The following is a 21924-nucleotide window of genomic DNA, read 5'->3' as shown; positions in this document are numbered from 1 at the left end:
AATTGAACACTGTTCACTCAGGCCGTGTTGCGGAACAAAAGGCATTAAAGTACTTGCTGGAACAAGGCCTTAAGCTGGTGTGCCAGAATTATTATTGCCGTTCAGGTGAAATTGATTTAATTATGCGAGAAGGAAATTATCTCGTATTTATTGAGGTACGCTGTCGTTCAAATATAAAATTTGGAGATGGGTTTGCCAGTGTTACTTATGCAAAGCGCCAAAAAATAATAAGAACAACGTCGCATTATTTGCTGAAACATAAAATCCAGGAACGTAATCCAATACGCTTTGATGTCATAAGTATTGACGGGAGTTCTGGGGATATTACCTGGATTAAAGACGCATTTAACGCAGATTATTGAATATAAAAAGGTTTATAAAATGGTTCAACTGGAAGAAAGAGTAAGACATCTTTTTGGTGTGAATATTGAAACGAAGATCGCCGTTGCAGACGCTTTATCGGATACTATTGCTAAAGCAGGACAACGATTGGTGAATTGCCTGCTGGCTGATGGAACTATATTTGTGTGTGGCAGTGGGGGATCCAGCGCGAATTGCATGCATTTTACCAGCGCTATGTTGAATCATTTTGAGGTGGAAAGGCCTCCTTTACCTGTAATTAATTTAAGCTCTGATGCAACATGTCTTGGATCGTTTGCAAATGAGCATCATTACGGTCAAGTGTTCGCAAGACAGATTCAGGCTCTGGGCCATGAACAGGATGTTTTGTTGTTACTAACTACTTCAGGTAATTCCGATAGCATGCTGCACGCATTGCATGCAGCCAATGAACGAGGAATGGATACTATTGCACTAAGTGGACGAGATGGAGGCGTTTTGGCCAATCATCTGGGGCCAGAGGATATTGAGCTGCGAGTGGCTTCAGATAGCGCTGCGCGTATAAGAGAACTTCACTTGTTCATATTACATTGTTTTTGTGATTTAATTGATCAGTCTTTATTTGGTCAGGTTTTAGGATAAAAAAAATGAACATAAACTCCAGATTAAAATCAATAGTTGTTTTATTGGTAAGTACTATGCTAACAGGCTGCGTCGTCGCTGTTGTGGCAGGTGCTGCTGCAGGAATGGTCTATGACAGACGAAGTGTAACGACAATGGAAGCAGATGCACGCCTATTTCATGTGATACATAAAGGTATTGTTGCAGACCCTCAATTTAGACATTCACGAATTTTAGTGACCAGCTTTAATCGAGTAGTCTTGTTGGTCGGCCAGACACCTACTGCTTCTTTGCGAGTTGTAGCTGAGAGAGTGGCTCAGAATACCCCTGGGGTAAAGCGAGTATATGATGAAATCACGGTGGATAATCCCCTTTCAATGTCCCAAAGATCAAAAGATTCTTTGATTACCGGCCAGGTTAGAAGCAATATGTTAACCAAAAAAGGGTTGGAATCCGGTTCGATTCGTATAGTAACTGAAAATGGCGTTGTATATTTAATGGGGATCGTTACACCAGAGCAAGCATCCTTAGCGGTTGATGTAGCCCGTCGGATAAACGGTGTAAGAAAAGTCGTGAAAATTTTCCAATACATTCGATAAAATGATAAAACAGGGACGTTTTATACTGGTGTTACTGATCACGACATACGTTTTGTCTGGCTGCGTAAGCACTGTATGGACTGGTGCCTCTTTGCTTTACGACAGGCATGATGTATACAAAAAATTAAACGATTATAACTTGTTGGCTGAAGTAAACAGGGTTTTGGCTGTTAACAGAACATTTAATAATTCCAGCTGTGTACTTGATATTGCTGCGTTCAATGGGGACATACTAATCGCAGGCCATGTACCTAATGATGAATTATTTGAAGAATTAAAATTGCGTTTAGCTCAAATAAAACAGTACCGACGATTGTTTAATGAGGTTAATGTCCGTCAGGTTTCTTCTAATAGCGTTCAAGACAGTTGGATCACTGCGAAAATTCGCAGCCAGATATTTGCTGATGACTCTATTGATCCTAATGCATTTAAAATAATAACTTCCGATCGCACTGTTTATTTAATGGGTGATGTCAAGCCGGATCAGGCAGAAAAGGTTATTAAAATAGCCAGGTACACTACAGGAGTTGAACGTGTGGTTAAATTGCTTAAGTATTTCACGTATGAACCGACGCATCTAAGTAAGTGAATGATTTTTAATGATTTTAAAAGGTTCTTTTGAATAATATGGCCTGATAAAATCAGGCCATCAGCTGCACGTCCAATCCAGGAAGTGGCTAACCTGGGAGGATAAGATATACTGTATCAATGGATTCGTCCTTTATCCAGTCGTTTACGCATTTTTCTTAATTTAAATTCACGAATTAGTCCTGTTGAACCGTTTGTTTCTGATTCTTCAGCATTTCCATTTCTAGGAACACATGGGTGAGATTTACAGTGGCGTCGATAGAGCAGATGACTTTTGTTGTGTTTATGGTCTAATCCATCGTTGTAACGATGAATCATTTTTTCATGCAGACCTGCTGCAGTATGTTGTATTTTATCAGACATATTTTATTCCTTTGGCGAGGTTTAAATAAATCTACTTAGCAAGAACACAATGCTAAGCCCTACGCTTTTATTATAGCTCGAAAAATTCAATATCGCCGTTGATTATTACAGTTGATTGATTTATAATTCGCGCGGTGAAAGTTAGGTGAATATGTGAACAAACAGCTGAATAAGCGCGGAATCATGCGATTGTGGCTGGTACAGCTTGGCATAACATTGGTCATTGCTGTCCTTTGCGCAATTGTATTTAACATTAAAGCGGCAGGTTCAGCGGTACTTGGTGGACTGGTCTGCATCATTCCTAATGCCTATTTTGCAAGCAAATTATTTAAGCATCAAGGTGCTCGAGCCGCGAAGCAAATAGTAAATAGCTTTTATAAGGGTGAAGCAGTCAAGATAATTTTGTCCATGTTCCTGTTCACAGCGGTATTTGTATTTTTTAGAATTACACCGTTAGCATTTTTTACATCGTATATTTTGGTACTCATGACGCATTGGTTTGCCCCATGGATAATTGTCAATAAACAGAATAGGCCAGAAAGTGACTGAAATGGTATCTAGCACAGATTATATCAAGCATCATTTAACATACCTCACTTATAATGTGAGCGATATGAAGTTGGGTTCAGACGGTGGTTTTTGGACGTTGAACCTTGATACGTTATTCTTTTCTTTGTTTTCCGGTATTGTTGTTGCCGCCTTGATGTATATCGGGGCGCGAAGAGTTACAACAGGTGTTCCAGGAAAGCTGCAAAATTTTGCTGAGATAATGCTCGAGTTTGCAGATAACCAGGTAAAAGATTGTTTTCACGGTAAAAATAATTTGATAGGCCCATTGGCACTTACGATATTTTTATGGGTGTTCTTTATGAACTTCATGGATATAGTGCCGGTCGATATTTTACCCTTTATTGCACAAATGAGCGGAGTACACTACCTCAAGGTAGTACCAACAAATGATTTGAACTTGACCTTTGGTCTGTCTATTTCTGTCTTTTTGTTAATTATTTTCTACAGTATCAAAATAAAAGGTGCTAAAGGGTTTATCAAAGAATTGACCTTACAGCCTTTTAATCATCCGCTGTTTATTCCTTTTAATTTATTGCTGGAATTGGTGGGCTTAATTGCCAAACCTATTTCTTTGGCACTGCGGTTATTTGGAAATTTATATGCTGGCGAATTAATATTTATTTTGATAGCGTTACTCACCTTAAATGCCGCTTCAAATTCACTGATTGGAACAGCGACTTTAGGTTTTGCCCAGTTTTTATTGGCATTAGCCTGGTCAATATTCCATATTCTGGTAATCACGTTGCAAGCATTTATTTTCATGGTCCTGACTATCGTTTATCTCAGTCTGGCACACGAAGAACATTAACCAATTTAATTATCATCATCCATTGTAAAGGGGATAAATATGCAAGCTGTTGAATTAATAGCACAAGTTCAAAGTATGACCGTTATTGCGGTTGCGTTGTTAATCGGTTTGGGTGCATTGGGCACAGCAATAGGATTTGGTTTGTTAGGCGGCAAATTCCTTGAAGGTTCAGCGCGTCAACCAGAAATGGTTCCTATGCTGCAGGTTAAAATGTTTATCGTAGCAGGTCTGCTGGATGCGGTTACAATGATTGGTGTTGGTATCGCACTGTTCTTTACCTTCGCAAACCCTTTCCTTAGCAACCTGGGTTCTTGATAACTCATGAACAGGGCGCCACAGCGCCCTAATTGTTACAGGAGATAGTACTTTGGATATTAATTTGACATTAGTAGTACAAATGCTGGTATTTGCAGCCTTTGTTCTGTTTACCATGAAATTAGTCTGGCCTCCTTTAGCCAAAGCTTTGGAAGAGAGACAAGAAAAGATTGCTGACGGACTGTCTGCCGCTGAGCGTGGTCGTAAAGAGCTTGAGTTGGCTCAACACCGTGTTAAAGATGAGCTGAAACAAGCCAAGGCACAATCTGCCGATATCATCGACAAAGCCAATAAGCGCGCTTCCCAAATTATTGAAGAAGCAAAGGAAGCAGCCAAGCGTGAAGCACAGATTCAGGCAAAACTGGCTCAAGAGCAGCTCACACAACAAGTGAACCACGCTAAAGAAGAGCTTCGCAAACAAGTTGCCCGACTGGCCATTTCAGGCGCTGAAAAAATTCTAATGCGTGAAGTAGACGCGAAAGCGAACAGCGCACTGTTAGATAACTTGATAGAAGAGATTTGAAATGTCTGATAGCACCACTATAGCCAGACCCTATGCAAAAGCAATTTTTGAACACGCGTTAGCAGAAAAAAAATTAGCTGAGTGGTCTGAGTACTTAATGATTCTTGCACAAGCAGTATTAACTCCACAGGCATCACAATTTATTGCAAATCCCAGTTCAACTGATGCGCAACAAGTTGAGTTGCTGCTAACGGTTTGCAATGGAAAAGTAAAAGACGATAAGTCATTAAATAATCTTATTGCGTTATTAGCTGCTAATAAGCGGTTAATGCTGTTGCCGGAAATTAAAGCTCTTTATGAAGTGCATAGAGCAGAACAAGAAAAGACACTGGGTGTCGATGTCATCAGTTTCTCTGAAGTATCCCCCGCGCAACAACAACAGTTGATTGAATCGCTAAGCAATCGATTACAGCGCAAAGTGTCATTAAGAATAAGTATTGATCCCTCCTTGCTTGGTGGTGCAGTTATTCGGGCAGGCGATTTAGTTATCGATGGTTCAGTCCGGGGCAAGCTTAATAAGCTTGGCACCGGTTTGGCCGCTTAATATAGAGGATAGTTTCCATGTCAGAACAAGTAGCTTTAAATCCTTCAGAAATCAGCGAATTAATCAGAAAGAAAATTGATCAGTTTAGCGTGGTTTCCGAAGCTCGTAATGAAGGAACTGTTGTTAGTTTAAAAGACGGTATCGTTCGCTTACACGGTCTTGCTGATGCAATGGCTGGTGAAATGATAGAATTCCCTGGCGGAGTATATGGCCTGGCTCTTAACCTTGAAAGAGACTCAGTAGGTGCTGTAATTCTGGGTGATTCATCAACTCTTGCAGAAGGTCAAAAAGGTAAATGCACTGGTCGTATTCTGGAAGTTCCTGTAGGTAAAGGACTTTTAGGTCGTGTTGTTGATGCATTGGGTAATCCCATAGACGGTAAGGGTCCAATTGATGCTGCTGGCATGTCCCCTATTGAAAAAGTTGCTCCTGGTGTTATTTCTCGTAAATCAGTAGATCAACCTGTTCAAACAGGCCTAAAGGCTATCGATGCGATGATTCCTGTAGGACGAGGACAGCGAGAGCTGATCATCGGTGACCGTCAGACGGGTAAAACAGCAATTGCCATTGATGCCATTATTAACCAGAAGGGCACTGGCGTTAAATGCGTGTATGTTGCTATCGGACAAAAAGCTTCTTCTGTTGCGTCTATTGTACGCAAGCTGGAAGAGCACGGTGCTTTGGAGCATACCATAGTCGTCGTTGCAGGGGCTTCCGACTCTGCTGCGTTACAATTTATTGCTCCATACTCCGGTTGTTCCATGGGTGAATATTTCATGGAACGCGGTGAAGATGCATTGATTGTATACGATGATTTAACCAAACAAGCATGGGCATATCGCCAAATTTCATTACTGCTGCGTAGACCACCAGGTCGTGAAGCGTATCCTGGAGATATTTTCTATTTGCATTCACGCTTACTGGAGCGTGCAGCACGTATTAACGCTGAAGAAGTAGAAAAACTAACAAATGGCGAAGTAAAAGGTAAAACCGGTTCGCTTACTGCTCTGCCGATCATTGAAACTCAAGCGGGTGACGTATCTGCTTTCGTTCCGACAAACGTGATATCCATTACTGACGGTCAGATATTCCTGGATGTTGACTTATTCAACTCGGGCGTAAGACCTGCAATTAACTCTGGCTTATCTGTATCACGGGTTGGTGGTGCTGCTCAGACCAAAATCATGAAAAAGCTGGGTGGAGGAACTCGTCTTGCACTAGCGCAATTCCGTGAGCTGGAAGCATTTTCTCAGTTTGCATCTGACCTTGATGACGCAACTCGTAAACAATTGGAGCGTGGTCAACGTATTACTGAGTTAATGAAGCAAAAGCAATATTCTCCATTTACTGTAGCTGAAATGGGTATATCTTTATTCGTTGTGGAAAAAGGATACCTGGATGATGTTCCAGTAAGTGAAATCAGTTCCTTTGAATCGTCATTACATGATTACATGCGCAGTACTCATGCTGCCTTGTTGCATGCAATTAACGAAGCAGGCGGATATGATAATGAGATTGAAGCCAAATTAACTAAAGCAGTTGATGAGTTTAAACGTACGGCTAGTTGGTAATTTAATATCTCATGGAAGTGATTCCAATAGGTATACAGGTCATTACAATTCATGTAATGACCTATAAATCAATTAAAGGCGAAGTAACATATGGCTGGAGCAAAAGAAATCCGTTCGAAAATTTCGAGTATCAATAAAACTCGTAAAATTACTCGTGCGATGGAAATGGTGGCAGCAAGTAAAATGAGAAAAACGCAGGATAGAATGCGTGCATCTAAACCTTATGCCAATAAAATATATGATGTCGTGAAGCATATCGCTCGTGCAAACTCCGAATACAGACATCCCTTTATGACGGAACGAGAAATAAAACGTATCGGTATTATCGTCGTAACAACAGATAGAGGACTTTGTGGTGGTTTGAATGCTAACCTGCTCAGGGAAGCCATTCGAAACATTCGTAACTGGAAAGAGCAAGGTAATGAAGTTGATGTTGCTGTAATCGGTCGTAAAGGCCAGGCTTTTTTCAAAAGAGTTGGTGGAAACATCCTGGGATCCGTTGAACATCTCGGAGATACGCCAGGCATCAATGAATTTATTGGTATTGTAAAAGTCATGTTAGATGCTTATTACAATGGCACTATTGATTCCTTGCATATTGTGTATAACGAGTTTGTTAATACCATGACTCAAAAGCCATTGGTTAAACAATTGCTACCATTACCAAAATCAGAAGAAGATACCAGTTCAATGGGGCATCATTGGGATTACATCTATGAACCTGATGCAAAGGACTTACTCGATGATTTATTAGAACGTTATATTGAATTACAGGTTTATCAGGCGGTTGTAGAAAACGTGGCCTGTGAGCAAGCTGCAAAAATGATTGCAATGAAAAGCGCAACGGATAATGCAGGTGATTTAATAAAAGAATTTCAATTGGCTTATAACAAAGCCCGACAAGCTGCAATTACACAAGAACTAGCAGAAATTGTCGGTGGCGCAGCCGCTTTATAAGAGGGTATATAATGAGCTTAGGAACTGTAGTAGAAGTAATTGGTGCGGTGGTAGACGTTGAGTTTCCCCGTGATAGCGTCCCTAAAGTCAATGATGCATTAGAGCTTGTTGATAGTGATTTGGTATTTGAGGTTCAACAGCAGCTTGGTGATGGAGTTGTGCGTACTATTGCTATGGGTACCACTGACGGTTTAAAGAGAGGCTTAAAGGCAAAAAACTCTGGCAAACCCATCCAGGTTCCCGTAGGAAAGAAAACCTTAGGTCGTATTATGGATGTTCTAGGACGACCTGTTGATGACGCCGGCCCCATCGGTGCAGAAGAACATTGGGCTATTCATCGTAAAGCGCCCAGTTATGAAGAGCAGGCCGGAAGCCAGGAGTTACTGGAAACAGGTATCAAGGTAATTGACTTGCTATGCCCCTTCGCTAAAGGTGGTAAAGTCGGTTTGTTTGGTGGTGCCGGTGTGGGTAAAACTGTAAATATGATGGAGTTAATTCGTAACATTGCGATTGAACACAGCGGTTATTCTGTATTTGCTGGTGTGGGTGAGCGTACTCGTGAGGGTAACGACTTCTATCATGAAATGAAAGATTCCAATGTATTGGATAAAGTATCTCTGGTATACGGTCAGATGAATGAGCCACCAGGGAACCGTTTACGCGTTGCATTGACCGGTTTGACCATGGCGGAAAAATTCCGTGATGAAGGTCGAGATGTTCTGTTGTTTATTGATAACATCTATCGTTATACCCTGGCTGGGGTTGAAGTATCTGCATTATTAGGCCGTATGCCTTCAGCAGTAGGATATCAGCCTACATTGGCAGAAGAAATGGGTATGCTCCAGGAGCGTATCACTTCAACCAAAACTGGTTCGATTACTTCAATTCAAGCGGTTTATGTACCTGCTGATGACTTGACTGACCCATCTCCTGCAACCACTTTTGCTCACTTGGATGCTACAGTCGTATTGTCTCGACAAATTGCTGAGCTTGGAATTTACCCTGCAGTAGATCCTTTAGATTCTACATCACGACAATTGGATCCTTTAATCGTCGGTCAGGAACATTATGATACTGCTCGCCGTGTACAACAGACTTTGCAACGTTACAAAGAATTAAAAGACATCATTGCAATTTTGGGTATGGATGAGTTATCTGAAGAAGATAAACGTGTGGTAACTCGTGCGCGTAAAATCCAAAGATTCTTGTCACAACCTTTCTTCGTGGCAGAAGTCTTCACCGGTTCACCTGGAAAATACGTTTCTCTTAAAGATACGATTAAAGGGTTCCAGGGAATTCTTGCTGGTGAATATGATGATTTACCTGAGCAGGCATTTTACATGGTGGGAAGCATTGAGGAAGCCGTTGCGAAAGCGAAAACTCTATGAGGCAAGCCGATATGACAATAACAACGCATCTGGATATTGTTAGTGCGGAACATGAAATATTCTCTGGCTTGGTAGAGATGGTTGTTGCCACTGGAGAATTAGGTGAAATTGGGGTTACACCCGGTCATGCTCCTTTGTTAACCGTATTAAAACCTGGTGAAATACGATTAACCATGCCTGGCGGTGAGCAAGAAATCTATTACGTGCAAGGTGGAATGCTTGAAGTTCAGCCGCATTGTGTGACTATTCTTGCTGATGTCGCCGAGCGTGCGGAGCACCTGGACGAAGCCGCTGCTCTAGCTGCAAAAGCTCAGGCTGAAGCAGCAATGGCAAATAAAGGCGGCGATATTGATTATTCTGTCGCTGCTGCTGAGTTAGCTCGTGCTGTTGCTCAAATCCGTGCGATTCAAAAAGTTAGAAAGAAAATTAAATAGAAGTAGCTTCAATTAATATGTGAAAGGTCAGTACCAAGGTACTGACCTTTTCTTTTTATACGCTTTATGATTCAGCTGATGACAATAATCCCTGTTGACCCTATTGATGCTATTAAAATTTCCTAAGGTCAATACAATCGCACTATGTTCTTGGTGTGCGTGAGAACTCTCGATTCCGTAAACAGGTCACGAAAAGTGGGTCTGAAAAGAATAAAATGCCAACAGCGCGAGAGCTGCGCAGTTAATTATCGAGCCTGATTGCCCTCTAATTTGATAGATACCTGATATATACAGTTACCAATGTGCAAAATGCGGTATTATACAGAGAGTTGCACACGTTACTCTATGGTCAATTCACAGGGTTATCCACAGGTAATAAAATTAATTGGAGAATTATATTTTATAAAATCGTTTAAAATCATATAGTTACGTTTATTGAAATTTGAACCATAAATTGAGCATAAAGTTATTCACATCTTACATGCTGAGTATATTTCTAACATGATGAATATTTTGCTAAAATTGCTTTGCATTACTTACCTTTATTGCACTACGATGATTAAATAGTGATTACTACCACAATGAATACAAAAACAATGAATGATACAACTGAACAAAAGCCACTAACTGAATTTACCGAGAAAGCCTATCTTGATTATTCCATGTATGTGATTCTAGATAGAGCTTTACCCAATATTGCAGACGGATTAAAACCTGTTCAACGAAGAATTGTCTATGCAATGTCGGAGCTAGGCTTAAAAGCCACAGCAAAACACAAAAAATCGGCAAGAACTGTCGGGGATGTTTTAGGTAAATTCCATCCTCATGGCGACAGTGCCTGTTATGAAGCCATGGTTTTGATGGCGCAACCGTTCTCGTATCGGTATCCATTTGTAGACGGCCAAGGAAACTGGGGATCTCCTGATGATCCCAAATCATTTGCTGCAATGCGGTACACAGAAGCCAGATTATCACCTTATGCAGAGGTTCTGCTTGGTGAATTATTACAAGGTACTGTTGATTGGGTGGATAATTTTGATGGAACGCTACATGAACCGTCATTGCTTCCAGCCAGATTACCTAATATTTTACTTAATGGTGCTACAGGTATTGCTGTTGGTATGGCATCAGATATTCTTCCGCATAACTTAACAGAAGTTGCCAATGCTTGTGTCCATTTGTTAGACAATCCTGATGCTGATTTAGCCGCAATTAATGAACACATAAAAGGCCCTGATTTTCCAACAGAAGCAGAGATCATTACGCCACGAGAAGCGATTACTGCAATGTATGAGTCAGGAAATGGATCGATTAAAATGCGAGCTATTTTTAATCAGGAAAAGCAGAATATTGTTATTACTGCTTTGCCATACCAGGTTTCTGGCGCTAAAGTGATAGAACAGATTGCTGTGCAAATGCAGCAGAAAAAATTACCGATGGTTGAGGATTTACGCGATGAGTCTGATCACGAACATCCCACGCGCCTCGTGATTATTCCCAAATCAAATCGAGTTGATGTCGACGCTTTAATGTCTCATCTATTTGCTACAACTGATTTGGAGCGGAGCTATCGAGTCAATTTTAATATGATTGGTTTGGATGGTAAGCCACGTGTCAAAGGATTGTTAAAAATTCTGACCGAATGGTTGGAATATCGTGTTACAACAGTCAGACGAAGATTGGAGTACCGACTTGAAAAGGTATTAGAGCGTATTCATGTTTTGGAAGGTTTGTTAATTGCGTATTTAAATATAGATGAAGTTATCGCCATCATTCGAGAACATGAGAATCCCAAGCAAGGTTTAATCGCCCGATTTAATTTGAGTGAGCGGCAGGCTGAAGCAATTTTAGAAATGAAACTGCGTCATTTGGCGAAACTCGAAGAAATTAAATTGCGTGGCGAACTTGAAGAGCTTAGTGCTGAACGAGATAGTATCCAGGCTACCTTAGCCAGTGAGTTGCTTTTGAAGGCTTTAGTAAAACAAGAAATAATCAGAGATCGTGATGAATTTGGTGATTCACGTCGTTCTCCAATTATTGTAAGACAAGATGCACAAGCTCTAAAAGAAGAAGATATTTTACCTAACGAACCGATTACGGTTGTTTTATCAAAAAATGGTTGGGTTAGAGCAGCAAAAGGTCATGACGTGGTGGGTACCGATCTGAGTTATAAAGCGGGTGATGAATTTAAAGCCCAGGCTCCTGCGCGCTCAAATCAGCAAATCATCTTTTTTGATAGCGAGGGTAAGGTGTATTCATTACCCGGCCATGTTCTTCCTTCCGCAAGAGGTCAAGGTGAGCCGCTCACTGGTAAATTGAATCCTGCTGAAGGCATGACTTTTGAAGCGTTGGTTGGTGGAGAGCCAGATCAACGAGTTTTATTAGCTAGCGATGCGGGTTATGGTTTTGTTGCTAAAGTAAGCGATCTGTATGTAAAAAATCGCAACGGAAAAGCATGTATAAAGCTTTCTCAAAACAGTCGTATCGTTCCACCTCGACTTTTACCGAATAAGGATGATATTTTTGTTGCTTGCGCAACCAGCGTGGGAAGATTGCTTGTCTTTTCCATTAAGGAATTGCCAGAGCTATCTCGAGGAAAAGGTAATAAATTAATTAGTATCCCATCAAGCAAATCGGTGTCACGAGAAGAATATATTATTGATCTTCAGGTATTATCTGAAGACGATTCTTTAACGGTGCATGCTGGAAAACGTCATTTTACTCTTAAAGGTGCTGATTTAGCACATTACAAAGGGGAACGAGGTCGACGGGGAAATCGTTTGCCGCGAGGGCTACAGAATGTGACTCATTTACAGGTCACGGTAGCAGAACAGGCTTAATTGATTATTAATTTATAGCCACTGTTTCCCGTGAAACATTGGCTAAACTTCAAACATTTCTTTAATGAAGTCTGATTTTTCCTGAGATAGCTTAGTCAGGGATAAAGTCGCTAAGCCTGCTGTTTTATAAAGCGCTCTAATCATAGGATTATTGATGGTCTTCAAGTGCAGAGATAGTGTTTGAGTATCTCCACGGCATAAGGGTCCGGTTAATGATTCGTCGATTGGATTGGTGTTGCTCAAATTATTAATATTGCCTTGCATCAGGTTACAGATCATGGCGCGTGCCTGATACTGGGGTATTCCTGCTTGAAGAAGTAATTCTTCGCTGGCACTGGCTAAAGTAATTAAGTAGTTTGAGGCAATAGTTGCAGCAGCATGATATTTTATTTTTGCTTCAGGTTGAATCGGTATAACGCGTGCAGCTAAAGAACTAAAAATATCATTTAACCATTCGCAAACATCGGGGTCTCCTTCAACAACACAGTCGATTTGATTGAAGGCCATAGAATCCAGGTATCCTGTTTTAAACGCTTTGAGTGGGTGAAAACTGGCTATAGAGCATCCAGCCATTTTGAGTGGTTTAAGCAACTCGGAATTTAATGCACCACTGCAATGAATTACAAAACTATTGGGCTTTAGAACGGAATCTTGTATTAATTGAGTTACTACGGTTTCAATTGAATCATCACTGCATGTGATCCAGGTTACATCAGCTTGGGGTAGTTGATTTAATGACTCAACTGCGTTGCCCACTCCCAGATCACTACAGGCTTGTTGCGCTGATTTAAACGTACGATTGCACACTGAATCAAGGACGAGCATTCGGGAAGTGGATAATGCCATGGCCAGGTTCTTGCCTAAACGACCCGCCCCAATAATGTTGTAGTTCATTAGTTCCTCTCTAGTGGCGCACTTTAAAGGTAAAACAACGATGACTTACAGTACTTAGTCAACTTGAATGGAGTGAAATGTGGGCATCGTTGTGGCCTCAGGAGATATCATGCTGCATGAGGAGTCCAGAGGCGCTGATATTAGCAAAGTTTATTCATAATTAGCTGAATTGTATCAATAAAAGCATAAATAAACTAATCACTTCAGATGCACATAAAGCCTAATCCAAGGTGTAAAAAAAGAACAATATAACTGTAATTAACTGTTTTGATTGTTTTTGTTACGAATTTATAGCAGGATGGAATTTCGATAAAAAATCAGGATGATATTATGAAAAAACGGATTGCTTCATTATTAGTCATTTCAACAGTAGCCTCATCGGCCCATGCTGTCTCACAAAATATGGTCTGGGGTGATTCAAATAAATCGTTGCCTCAGTTTGAACAAAAGCATTCCTTTAAACAGGGAGTTATCAACTCAGTGGCTGTTCAGCAAAACGACTATAAACTCCAACTGAGCGACGAAGCAAAAGCCAGCGCCAATCATGCTCGATATCAGTTGATGTATAAGGGCATTCCTGTCTGGGGCTATCAAGTCATTTATCATTCAAAACAAGGAAGCAAGGATACAGTAACTGGAATAAATGTGACTGGAATTGAAAAAGACATTAGCAGTATCAAGGGTGCATTTTCAGCGAAAGAAATTGAGCAAGCAATTTTGGGATCAGTAAGTCATCCGGTAAAATTTAAAAAAATGAACAAGGTTATCTTTATTGATTCGGATAACAAAGCGCATCTCGCTTATCATTTATCTTATTACAGCAACAGTGAAGAAAAACACATCAAAGCACCTAACTATTTAATTGATGCGAATACAGCCAAGATATTAAAACAGTGGGATGAAGTTCGTCATGAACGTATTGGTCAAGGTCTGGGTGGAAACGCATTTCCTCTTCCTTATCGTGGCGGTATGTTTCAGCATGGGAATGCGTTGCCAGGATTACCCTCTTTGGGTAAATTTGATGTATCGGTCAAGGATGGTATGTGTAGCGTTGAAAATGATTCCTTAAAAGTGATGAACCTGGAAAATCTTGCTCTGGGTTACGATGTATTTCCAATTACAACGTTTGCTGAATCAATGCTTAATATCCCTGTCTTTTCATATGCCTGCGATGAAAGCAATCTCTATTTAAACTATGCAGATGGCGCAACAGGACCTGTCAATTATGCTTTTTCACCCGTGAATGACACTATGTATTTTGCTCAACAGACATTGGACATGTATGAAAAGCATTATGACGTTAAAAAACCAATTGGTGATGATTTGCCATTACGTGCTTACACCCATCTTGGTGATATGGATAATGCATTTGCGATTCCAACCATCAGTCTTGATGGATTAATTGTGGCTCATCAGCAAATTGTTATTGGTAACGGAGATGAATACTTAACTGCTCCTGCTCAATCGGTAATAGGTCACGAATTGTCGCATAATTTTACTGCCATCAATTCAGGATTATTTTATGAAGGACAATCGGGTGGCATTAACGAATCATTTTCAGATATGGCTGCTATAGCCCTTCAAGATTACTTAAGGCAAGATTATCCATGGTACTGGGACGGTGAAGACTGGACTATTGGGCGTGAAGCAGTAAAAGGAGGTCAACCATTACGTTATATGGATGATCCAACTAAAGACGGCAGGTCTATAGGACATGCGGCACAATATACGGATGCTTTGGATGTTCATATGACGAGTGGGGTATTTAATAAGGCATTTTATTTGCTAGCTCATAAACCGGGTTGGTCTGTTCAAAAAGCATTTCAGATCATGGTTGATGCGAACATGAATTATTGGTCGCCAATTGCTTATTATGATTTTGCTGCCTGTGGTGTCATTCAGGCTGCTTTAGATAGAAAACTGGATAAAAGCCCGGTGATTGATGCATTTGCTGAAGTGGGTGTAGTTTGCCCCATGCATAAGGCTTAGTTTAGGGGTACTCCTGATTTTTATCTCTGTATATGACTGGTTTTTGATCATGTACAGAGATATATTTCAAAAAAAAACACTATTTTGGTATAAAATTGGTTATAATATTCACAATTTGTAGTTTTGAGAGTATTGAGCATGGTTTATTGGGTTCAAGGAAATGCACAGCAAATTTTTAAAGCTTTTGATTTGGAATGGTTGCTAAGGATCAGAGATAATACTTTTTCATCTGAAACTAAATTTCTTGGTACTGAACAACAGGCAAGTGAATTTATAAGTAAGTGGCAATCAACAGGGCAAGTGCCTCATTTAGCCCCGGGAACCATCTCTGCTGCCAATTTATTCCTGATTTTTGGCCCTCCATATCAACCGTTTAAATTAGCTGGTGAAAGTCTTGCTCATTATGAAAAGCAAATCGCACGCCATGATTTTGCTTATTTTAACGATCTCCAGGAACCTTGTGGGTTGACATTAATTTATAGGAAAGATAACCCATCTCAATGGTTTTTGGGATTAATGAATAACACGCACTTGGCTCCTGAGAAGCGAGTCGTTACTCTGTTGTCTGGTGTTGATTTAAAACCCTACCTTAAACCAGAGGAAACCGTTCTTAGAGTTTCTCAAGCAGGCGATGAGCTTGAATCATTACTGGATCCAATTAATTATCCATTTATTCAATATCAACTAAAGAATGTAATTAAGGCGGAAACTGGAGAAATTGATCTTGGTGCTCCATGTGTTGATGCCCTATCCACTTACATACAGTTTGATAAATCGAATGATACTCATTTAAAACCCAATGGAGTTCGTGAACGGATCTTGGCATATAACTTGTTCATCTCACCCAATATGATGTGGGATTTACTGCATAAAAAAGATGGATTACAAAAGGAGCTTGAATCAGTTCAATTGACAGATGATTATCGATTGAATAAAAATTTATTACAGATGATCGTGGTGTTCTATGAGGAAAAAAGCCTCAAAAGAAACCAGGATCTGCTTCGTGATCATGAATTTATTAAAGATATGGGCGCTTTGATGTGGGATCCACAACAAATCAAATTATTGCCCGAATTGCGAGCAAAAGAGTATGATTTGGAATTAGTGCAATTAATCTTATCAAAAGAAGCTTATTATCGTGCTTTTAAGGTGTTGCTCGAGTTAGGAATCGCTCAGGATGCTCCAGACTTATATAAAGATCCAAATAAATTAGAGCAATTAAGTTATATAAACAGTTTAACAGAGAGCGACTGCAGAAAACTATGCTTAATCTTCTGGGCTAAAGGGAAATTGTCACTCCAGGAGCTTACGGAGGTTGTTCAGGCAACACAACAATATCCCATGTTAGCTACGACTTTGGTTGCCCTGGATCAGTCAAAAAGAATCATAAGCATAAAAGACCTGAGAAAGCATGCCCTTAATCCTTTAATTCATATGCAAAAATCCATCTTGCATCATTATATCAATGAATTTGAACAGTACGGTTTAAATAAATCCGTATTAACCAAATTGAGTTTGGAAGAGTTGCATGATCTTAGTAGTTCGTTCCGTGTATTAAAACAAACAGGAATTACTTCATCTGAAGAATACAGCTGGGTATTAAAGAAAAATAATCAAGGACAAATACTGCGTATATTTCTGCCGGAATTGTCCCAAATTGCAGATATTGAGCAAAGAAAAACGCTTGTTAACATACTTTACAAAGGGGTGCAAAAGGGGGTTGTGAGCCAAGGCAAAGCACTGCTCGAAATTACAGATAAGAATTTGTATTCAATTGCGTTGCAGCTGCACAAACGGTTTATTTGCGTGAAACAAATGCAGGATCTTCGGTTTACTAATGAGGTGATAGCACTAGCCAGTGAAGCAGAGTCGTTGAATGGTCTTCGTTTTCGAAATGTAATATTCCAGGTTGAAGAACAATGTAAAGGAGTTCATGAGCGTCTTAGAAAGTCGTCAACGGATAGAGATAAAGTGAGTAAGTGGCAACGAGCTGATGAAGATTATAGAAGAGCTCTTTACAGTATTGCCTTTGAAGGAATTACACAACCAGGCACGGATATAACATCAAAAATAAAACAGGCAGAAAAAAAGGTTCTGGATATAGTTGATCCTGAAATGAAGTCCTGGTTACACAAAATTTTGGTGATTATTGCGAATATTGTGATCACGACGCTTACTTTGGGCGTAGCCAATGATATTAAAGAACGACATACAGGAAATTACTGGTTTTTTAATCAAACCACGTCGGGTGAAAAACTACGAACTCTTGATAAGGAAGTCCAATCGCTTATTGAATGCCCTGATTCGGAAATTCCTAAATTAAAGTAAATCAAGTGAGTGGGGTAATGATTCGAATCTGCCCCACTATTTTCATCGATTAGACCAAGCCAGACTCAATTCCCCCCTTTTTAAGTCATATTTTTTTATATTAAATGAACAAGTTACCTTAAATCTGGCGTTTAAAAACCATTAATTAATATTTTGTATTAAAAATACTCTTGAACTTCTTGATTATTTCTGCTTAATATGATGCATAAGATGATGGACTAGCATTCAAGGATTTGATATATGGGGTTACCTAAGAAAGCGCTTAGGGAGAGCAACTTAAAAGAGTTAACAGCTGGATCTGCTGTTAAAGATGGCTCCCATGTAATTACTCGTGTTACCTTCATTGAAGACGGCATAGAAAAGCTAGCTTTTTATAAAAGACTGGAGCCGAAAAATAATTATCCTGAATTGCTGGCTAAAATCAGTGTTGCTGCCTCATTTTTTAAACGACTATTTCAAGGAAAAAACTCAGCCGAAGAGCGTTTGGTTTTTGATGAAAACGATAAATTGGTGGGTACTTTATCCATAGGCATCAAAGGATTTAAGAGTTTTAATTTTGCTGATGAACCTGTCCCAATTGATCTCGCTTTAAAAGAAGAAGTCATTCCCAGCACAAAAACTTTAATTGAAAAGTATATCATGGAGATTCTTTTTGGTCGATGGTTTCTTGATGATGATGATACACATGCACATCAAATGGGGTTCGTAGATAATGAATCGGCGGATCTTGATTTTGACATGTTTTTTTATTGGTTCACCATTTACATGAAAGAGCCAAGGCCAATAATTGGTGTCCCCAAGAAGAGAATCGATCTCACGGTTCGAGATTGGGAAACGTTCCCGAAGGTAAAGGATTCTAAACCCTATCATTGGCCGACTTTTAGGCATCCCGGCCAGGAAACTCTACCAAGCGCGGTTCCCTCACAAATACTTCAGAGTGTCCTTCCTAAAAAATTTGCAGATCCCACTCAATTTGAGCAATTGGCTCATGAACCACGCGCCCATGAGCAAAAATTTGTTGCAGCAATGAAAGCTTTATTGACCTATCAACCTGAAATGGTGCGCAAACGTTTAATAGACCTTTTTGGTGACATGACGGTTAATTATACTTCATTAGACGCAACAGACGTGAACCTTCGTATTCAGTACGAGACCGAGTTCCCTGAATTATGTAATAGCCAGACAAACGTCATGTCTTTTGTTGATTTCATGATGAACATTTATCAAAAGCATTATGATAATTTATATCGGGTCGTTGTCTTTTATATGGGATGTGAAAATAACGGAAATGGTGTTGCTCTCGATTCAACCCATTCTACGCTATACAGTAAACCTTCTATATTTAAAGGTATTGTTGATTGGATGAGCATTCAAAATGAGACCTTATACAAAAAAGATGATGCAAGTCTGAAGTATGATATAAATGAATTACAACACCGTTATCATCAAATATGGCGTGATGCTTATGCTCTTACTGTGAAGGATCTATTACACAATACCTTTAATTTGACTAAAAGACTTCTTGATAAAGTATGCGTTGTTCAGCCAGAAATCGTAGAAGTCGAAGGTAAAAATACTTCAGATGACAGCTTAACGACTGCATGGGAGTTGTTTGGCGCCATGCCTCAATTATCTATTGATGCCATTGAGCCTATGATTAGTGTTGATAAAGAAAGTCATTTTCGTGAAGGCATCCTGATGCTGGTTGGTTTTTATCAGGGTTTATACAACATCGTCAAAACTTATTATTGTAAAGAACGGCACGATCTGACAGAGGAAGACAACCTGGCTTTTTGTAACAGTTTAAATGAGTTACACCAGTCCTATAATCTGGCTTTAAGACAAAAACTATTTCACACCAGTTCTTATGCAGCAGAATTTAATCCTATAGCGATTCAATTAAAGCACTTGGCAGAGCATGCCAATTTCCAACTTCATTTGATAACTACTGATGAAATGATGAAAGATTCCATTCGATCTACAGCAGAAAAAGAATTGCTACCTCATACACATGAGGAAGTGATAAAAAAATACAATATCGCTCTGTTTGATTGGGCCAATACGATCAAACCCGAAGAACTTGCTTTGTACATAACCGAAATTATAGATAGATATTATACCCCAACCCTCGAAAGCCTGTCTTATCGTCACAGATCAGGGCCGGTTAAAGAATTTTTGGCCGCAAGTATGAACCAAAGCGGGGATAATCGTCTGGCATATATTTTAAGTTCTGGTAGAGAAGAAACAGGGGCATTAAATAAATATCTAATTCAATATCTTACTCCAATCATGCTACAGGCTCCTCCACTGCCTTTACCTAGTATTAGTAATGCAGTCAGAAACGGCACCTTTGATAATGACATACCGTTATTCACTAAAGCTGCGGTTAATTTTGCGAAATTTGAAACTCGATTTATTCACTTATATCATCCAGATGGAATAGGCTTATTTTATAGTACGTTGTATGATTGGGTAGATAAATTACCTGATGATCGATTCAACAACATAGTAGAAGAAGCCATAAAAGACTATGAAGCAGGATTAAGTCGATTTAATTTTTGGGGATCACCTCCCAGGAGAAAAGAAGTCAAAGGGTATTGTGAAAAATATGGTCATGCAAAGGCTGTCGCTTTGACTTTTATCAATGGGGCAGATTCATCTACAATGAATACAGCGCTATTTGATAGATTAATTACTCAAATAAAAATTGATATTAGTAAAAGCGTTGAAATGCAGAACACACCTGGATGCAAGTTAATTACCCAATATGATCCAAGAGAGCACAAGACTCATATTTTTGCCTGTCTAAAAGAGCACTCAGTTGAACCTTCTCATAAACAGGATATCAAAGCAGATCCCACTGCATTAGTTATATGAATGGGATAGCGCTGGAGGTTAATACTGTTTATCGATTCTTCAGGATGAGAAGGGCACGGCTGTCCCATTAAAAATATGACGTCTTTCCGAGCGTAGCGAGGAATCTCCTGCAAGGTTGCACGATCCCATTAAAATGCCGCCATTAAAATCATATCAGTCGAAATGATATAAAAATCCAGGTACATCTTCTGATGACATCATTAAATTCCTTGTAAAAACATAGGATTTAAAAGGTAATGATAATTAATGCATTAATTCAGATTGTGCCAATTTGCAGGAGATTCCTCGCTACGCTCGGAAAGACGTCATATTTTTAATGGGACAGCCGTGATGAGAAGGGTTGTTTTTGTGACAAGCAGCTCTTCTTTAGGTTATTATTGAATCTCTCCAAGATCTGTGGGTAAGGTGTATGTCTTTTGATTTATTAAAAACGGTTCCTCAATATATTATTCCTAAACAAGGACTTACTTGCTTCGCAGGTGTTTTGGCCAATATACGGCATGTTCCAATAAAAAATTATATAATTCAGCGTTTTGTAAAAAAATATCAAGTCAATATGAGTGAAGCGCTTATTGAAGATCCGACCGCATACTCCTGTTTTAACGAGTTTTTTATCCGTCATTTAAAGCCAGAATGCAGGCCCATGGCGGCAGCAGATATTGTCTCGCCTGTTGATGGGTGTATCAGCGAAATAGGCGCAATTGATCAGGGAACACTGATTCAGGCCAAAGGACGTTATTATTCAGTTCAAGAGCTTTTGGCTTGCAACAACGATACAGCCAAAGAATTTGCCCAGGGGCAATTTGCGACAATCTATCTATCACCGAAAGATTATCATCGAGTGCACATGCCCATTGATGCAGAACTCACTTCCATGACCTATATTCCCGGGGCATTATTTTCAGTTCAGCCAACAACGGCCAGAGTAGTCCCGAAATTATTTGCCAGAAACGAACGACTGGCTATCTTTTTTAATACCAAGGCAGGGCCTATGGCTATGGTTATGGTGGGTGCCACCATTGTTGGCGCTATTGGAACCAGTTGGCATGGAGTGGTTCAGCGCAGCAAGAAAACACAACATTTTGATTACTCGCAAATTGATATCAAAAAATTTTATGCCCAAGGTGAAGAGATGGGTTATTTTAAATTGGGTTCAACAGTCGTGATGTTGTTTGCCAATGGTGAAGATGTTTTATGGGATAAAGCATTAAAGGCCGAGAGCGTCGTTCGTTTTGGTCAATCCATGGCCGTTGTTCAATAGACACATGATGCACGTCTGATTAAATAATTTCTGTTTCTGAAAAAAGTTATTTTTATTGAATAATATGCTAAATTTGACTGGATTTATAAAGGAATGCCTTAAAATGACTGCTCGA

20 protein-coding genes are annotated in these 21924 nt (G+C 39.7%); 18 read left to right on the top strand and 2 right to left on the bottom strand.

Translation table 11 applies throughout. From position 1 onward, the window contains the following. Positions 1-2 precede the first annotated feature (2 nt). The 4 genes from G543_RS0101330 to G543_RS0101315 are packed head-to-tail and all read left to right on the top strand — an operon-like array spanning position 3 to position 2148. The gene (locus G543_RS0101330; protein ID WP_028382923.1) at positions 3-362 is read left to right on the top strand and encodes a YraN family protein; all 360 of its coding nucleotides are present in this window, start codon (positions 3-5) and stop codon (positions 360-362) included. A gap of 19 nt (positions 363-381) precedes the next feature. Further along, positions 382-981, top strand: coding sequence for a D-sedoheptulose-7-phosphate isomerase (locus G543_RS0101325; protein ID WP_028382922.1), 600 nt, complete (start codon positions 382-384; stop codon positions 979-981). A 5-nt stretch (positions 982-986) separates the two neighbouring features. Beyond that, entirely contained in the window at positions 987-1559 is a 573-nt protein-coding gene (locus G543_RS0101320; RefSeq protein WP_028382921.1) for a BON domain-containing protein, read from the top strand. Position 1560: 1 nt separating this feature from the next. Next, a complete protein-coding gene (locus G543_RS0101315) occupies positions 1561-2148 on the top strand; it encodes a BON domain-containing protein (protein WP_028382920.1) in 588 nt (195 codons plus the stop codon). Between the two features lie 116 nt (positions 2149-2264). Here the strand turns inward: G543_RS0101315 and G543_RS0101310 are convergent, their stop codons facing one another. Continuing rightward, entirely contained in the window at positions 2265-2510 is a 246-nt protein-coding gene (locus G543_RS0101310) for a hypothetical protein (RefSeq protein ID WP_028382919.1), read from the bottom strand. A gap of 153 nt (positions 2511-2663) precedes the next feature. Between G543_RS0101310 and G543_RS0101305 the strand changes: the two genes are divergently transcribed. The 10 genes from G543_RS0101305 (at position 2664) to parC (ending at position 12460) form a co-directional block, all read left to right on the top strand. Next, positions 2664-3059, top strand: a complete 396-nt coding sequence (locus G543_RS0101305; protein WP_028382918.1) for a F0F1 ATP synthase subunit I — start codon at positions 2664-2666, stop codon at positions 3057-3059. Position 3060: 1 nt separating this feature from the next. Beyond that, positions 3061-3888: a F0F1 ATP synthase subunit A gene (gene atpB / locus G543_RS0101300; protein ID WP_028382917.1), complete on the top strand. Its 828-nt coding sequence runs from the start codon at positions 3061-3063 to the stop codon at positions 3886-3888. Between the two features lie 39 nt (positions 3889-3927). After that, entirely contained in the window at positions 3928-4203 is a 276-nt protein-coding gene (gene atpE / locus G543_RS0101295; RefSeq protein WP_028382916.1) for a F0F1 ATP synthase subunit C, read from the top strand. A gap of 52 nt (positions 4204-4255) precedes the next feature. Continuing rightward, positions 4256-4726, top strand: coding sequence for a F0F1 ATP synthase subunit B (locus G543_RS0101290; RefSeq protein ID WP_028382915.1), 471 nt, complete (start codon positions 4256-4258; stop codon positions 4724-4726). Between the two features lies 1 nt (position 4727). Beyond that, complete coding sequence (locus G543_RS0101285; RefSeq protein WP_028382914.1) at positions 4728-5270, top strand: F0F1 ATP synthase subunit delta; 543 nt, start codon at positions 4728-4730, stop codon at positions 5268-5270. A gap of 17 nt (positions 5271-5287) precedes the next feature. Next, positions 5288-6841 (top strand): F0F1 ATP synthase subunit alpha, encoded by a 1554-nt coding sequence (atpA, locus tag G543_RS0101280; RefSeq protein WP_028382913.1) that lies wholly within the window; start codon positions 5288-5290, stop codon positions 6839-6841. Positions 6842-6931: 90 nt separating this feature from the next. Continuing rightward, positions 6932-7798 (top strand): F0F1 ATP synthase subunit gamma, encoded by an 867-nt coding sequence (gene atpG, locus G543_RS0101275; RefSeq protein WP_028382912.1) that lies wholly within the window; start codon positions 6932-6934, stop codon positions 7796-7798. A gap of 11 nt (positions 7799-7809) precedes the next feature. Next, complete coding sequence (gene atpD / locus G543_RS0101270; protein ID WP_028382911.1) at positions 7810-9186, top strand: F0F1 ATP synthase subunit beta; 1377 nt, start codon at positions 7810-7812, stop codon at positions 9184-9186. 11 nt (positions 9187-9197) lie between these two features. Further along, positions 9198-9620 (top strand): F0F1 ATP synthase subunit epsilon, encoded by a 423-nt coding sequence (locus tag G543_RS0101265; RefSeq protein ID WP_028382910.1) that lies wholly within the window; start codon positions 9198-9200, stop codon positions 9618-9620. A gap of 596 nt (positions 9621-10216) precedes the next feature. Then, positions 10217-12460 (top strand): DNA topoisomerase IV subunit A, encoded by a 2244-nt coding sequence (gene parC / locus G543_RS0101260; RefSeq protein ID WP_028382909.1) that lies wholly within the window; start codon positions 10217-10219, stop codon positions 12458-12460. Between the two features lie 42 nt (positions 12461-12502). Here parC and G543_RS0101255 read toward each other — a convergent pair whose 3' ends face one another. Continuing rightward, entirely contained in the window at positions 12503-13354 is an 852-nt protein-coding gene (locus G543_RS0101255) for a Rossmann-like and DUF2520 domain-containing protein (RefSeq protein ID WP_028382908.1), read from the bottom strand. Positions 13355-13684: 330 nt separating this feature from the next. Here G543_RS0101255 and G543_RS0101245 point away from each other — a divergent pair, with 330 nt between their 5' ends. The 4 genes from G543_RS0101245 (at position 13685) to asd (ending at position 21809) form a co-directional block, all read left to right on the top strand. Then, positions 13685-15343: a M4 family metallopeptidase gene (locus G543_RS0101245; protein ID WP_028382907.1), complete on the top strand. Its 1659-nt coding sequence runs from the start codon at positions 13685-13687 to the stop codon at positions 15341-15343. Between the two features lie 138 nt (positions 15344-15481). After that, on the top strand, positions 15482-17671 hold the full coding sequence (locus tag G543_RS0101240) for a hypothetical protein (RefSeq protein WP_238584744.1): 2190 nt from the start codon (positions 15482-15484) through the stop codon (positions 17669-17671). Between the two features lie 240 nt (positions 17672-17911). After that, positions 17912-20548 (top strand): hypothetical protein, encoded by a 2637-nt coding sequence (locus G543_RS0101235; protein ID WP_028382905.1) that lies wholly within the window; start codon positions 17912-17914, stop codon positions 20546-20548. A 409-nt stretch (positions 20549-20957) separates the two neighbouring features. Beyond that, complete coding sequence (gene asd, locus G543_RS0101230; RefSeq protein ID WP_028382904.1) at positions 20958-21809, top strand: archaetidylserine decarboxylase; 852 nt, start codon at positions 20958-20960, stop codon at positions 21807-21809. The last annotated feature ends 115 nt before the right edge of the window (positions 21810-21924 follow it).

The sequence above is a fragment of the Legionella moravica DSM 19234 genome (assembly GCF_000423305.1).
Taxonomy (GTDB): Bacteria; Pseudomonadota; Gammaproteobacteria; order Legionellales; family Legionellaceae; genus Legionella; species Legionella moravica.
Note: the sequence above shows the minus strand (reverse complement) of the source record. Positions and strands in the feature narration are given on the sequence as shown.

What these genes read in the sequence shown, in the direction of transcription:
- G543_RS0101315 (WP_028382920.1), top strand. Translation starts at nt 1,561, where the DNA reads ATGATAAAACAGGGACGTTTTATACTGGTGTTACTGATCACGACATAC.
- G543_RS0101235 (WP_028382905.1), top strand. Translation starts at nt 17,912, where the DNA reads ATGGGGTTACCTAAGAAAGCGCTTAGGGAGAGCAACTTAAAAGAGTTA.
- G543_RS0101325 (WP_028382922.1), top strand. Translation starts at nt 382, where the DNA reads ATGGTTCAACTGGAAGAAAGAGTAAGACATCTTTTTGGTGTGAATATT.
- atpD (WP_028382911.1), top strand. Translation starts at nt 7,810, where the DNA reads ATGAGCTTAGGAACTGTAGTAGAAGTAATTGGTGCGGTGGTAGACGTT.
- G543_RS0101255 (WP_028382908.1), bottom strand. Translation starts at nt 13,354, where the DNA reads ATGAACTACAACATTATTGGGGCGGGTCGTTTAGGCAAGAACCTGGCC.
- asd (WP_028382904.1), top strand. Translation starts at nt 20,958, where the DNA reads ATGTCTTTTGATTTATTAAAAACGGTTCCTCAATATATTATTCCTAAA.
- G543_RS0101285 (WP_028382914.1), top strand. Translation starts at nt 4,728, where the DNA reads ATGTCTGATAGCACCACTATAGCCAGACCCTATGCAAAAGCAATTTTT.
- atpA (WP_028382913.1), top strand. Translation starts at nt 5,288, where the DNA reads ATGTCAGAACAAGTAGCTTTAAATCCTTCAGAAATCAGCGAATTAATC.
- G543_RS0101265 (WP_028382910.1), top strand. Translation starts at nt 9,198, where the DNA reads ATGACAATAACAACGCATCTGGATATTGTTAGTGCGGAACATGAAATA.
- G543_RS0101320 (WP_028382921.1), top strand. Translation starts at nt 987, where the DNA reads ATGAACATAAACTCCAGATTAAAATCAATAGTTGTTTTATTGGTAAGT.
- atpB (WP_028382917.1), top strand. Translation starts at nt 3,061, where the DNA reads ATGGTATCTAGCACAGATTATATCAAGCATCATTTAACATACCTCACT.
- G543_RS0101245 (WP_028382907.1), top strand. Translation starts at nt 13,685, where the DNA reads ATGAAAAAACGGATTGCTTCATTATTAGTCATTTCAACAGTAGCCTCA.
- parC (WP_028382909.1), top strand. Translation starts at nt 10,217, where the DNA reads ATGAATGATACAACTGAACAAAAGCCACTAACTGAATTTACCGAGAAA.
- G543_RS0101310 (WP_028382919.1), bottom strand. Translation starts at nt 2,510, where the DNA reads ATGTCTGATAAAATACAACATACTGCAGCAGGTCTGCATGAAAAAATG.
- atpG (WP_028382912.1), top strand. Translation starts at nt 6,932, where the DNA reads ATGGCTGGAGCAAAAGAAATCCGTTCGAAAATTTCGAGTATCAATAAA.
- G543_RS0101240 (WP_238584744.1), top strand. Translation starts at nt 15,482, where the DNA reads ATGGTTTATTGGGTTCAAGGAAATGCACAGCAAATTTTTAAAGCTTTT.
- atpE (WP_028382916.1), top strand. Translation starts at nt 3,928, where the DNA reads ATGCAAGCTGTTGAATTAATAGCACAAGTTCAAAGTATGACCGTTATT.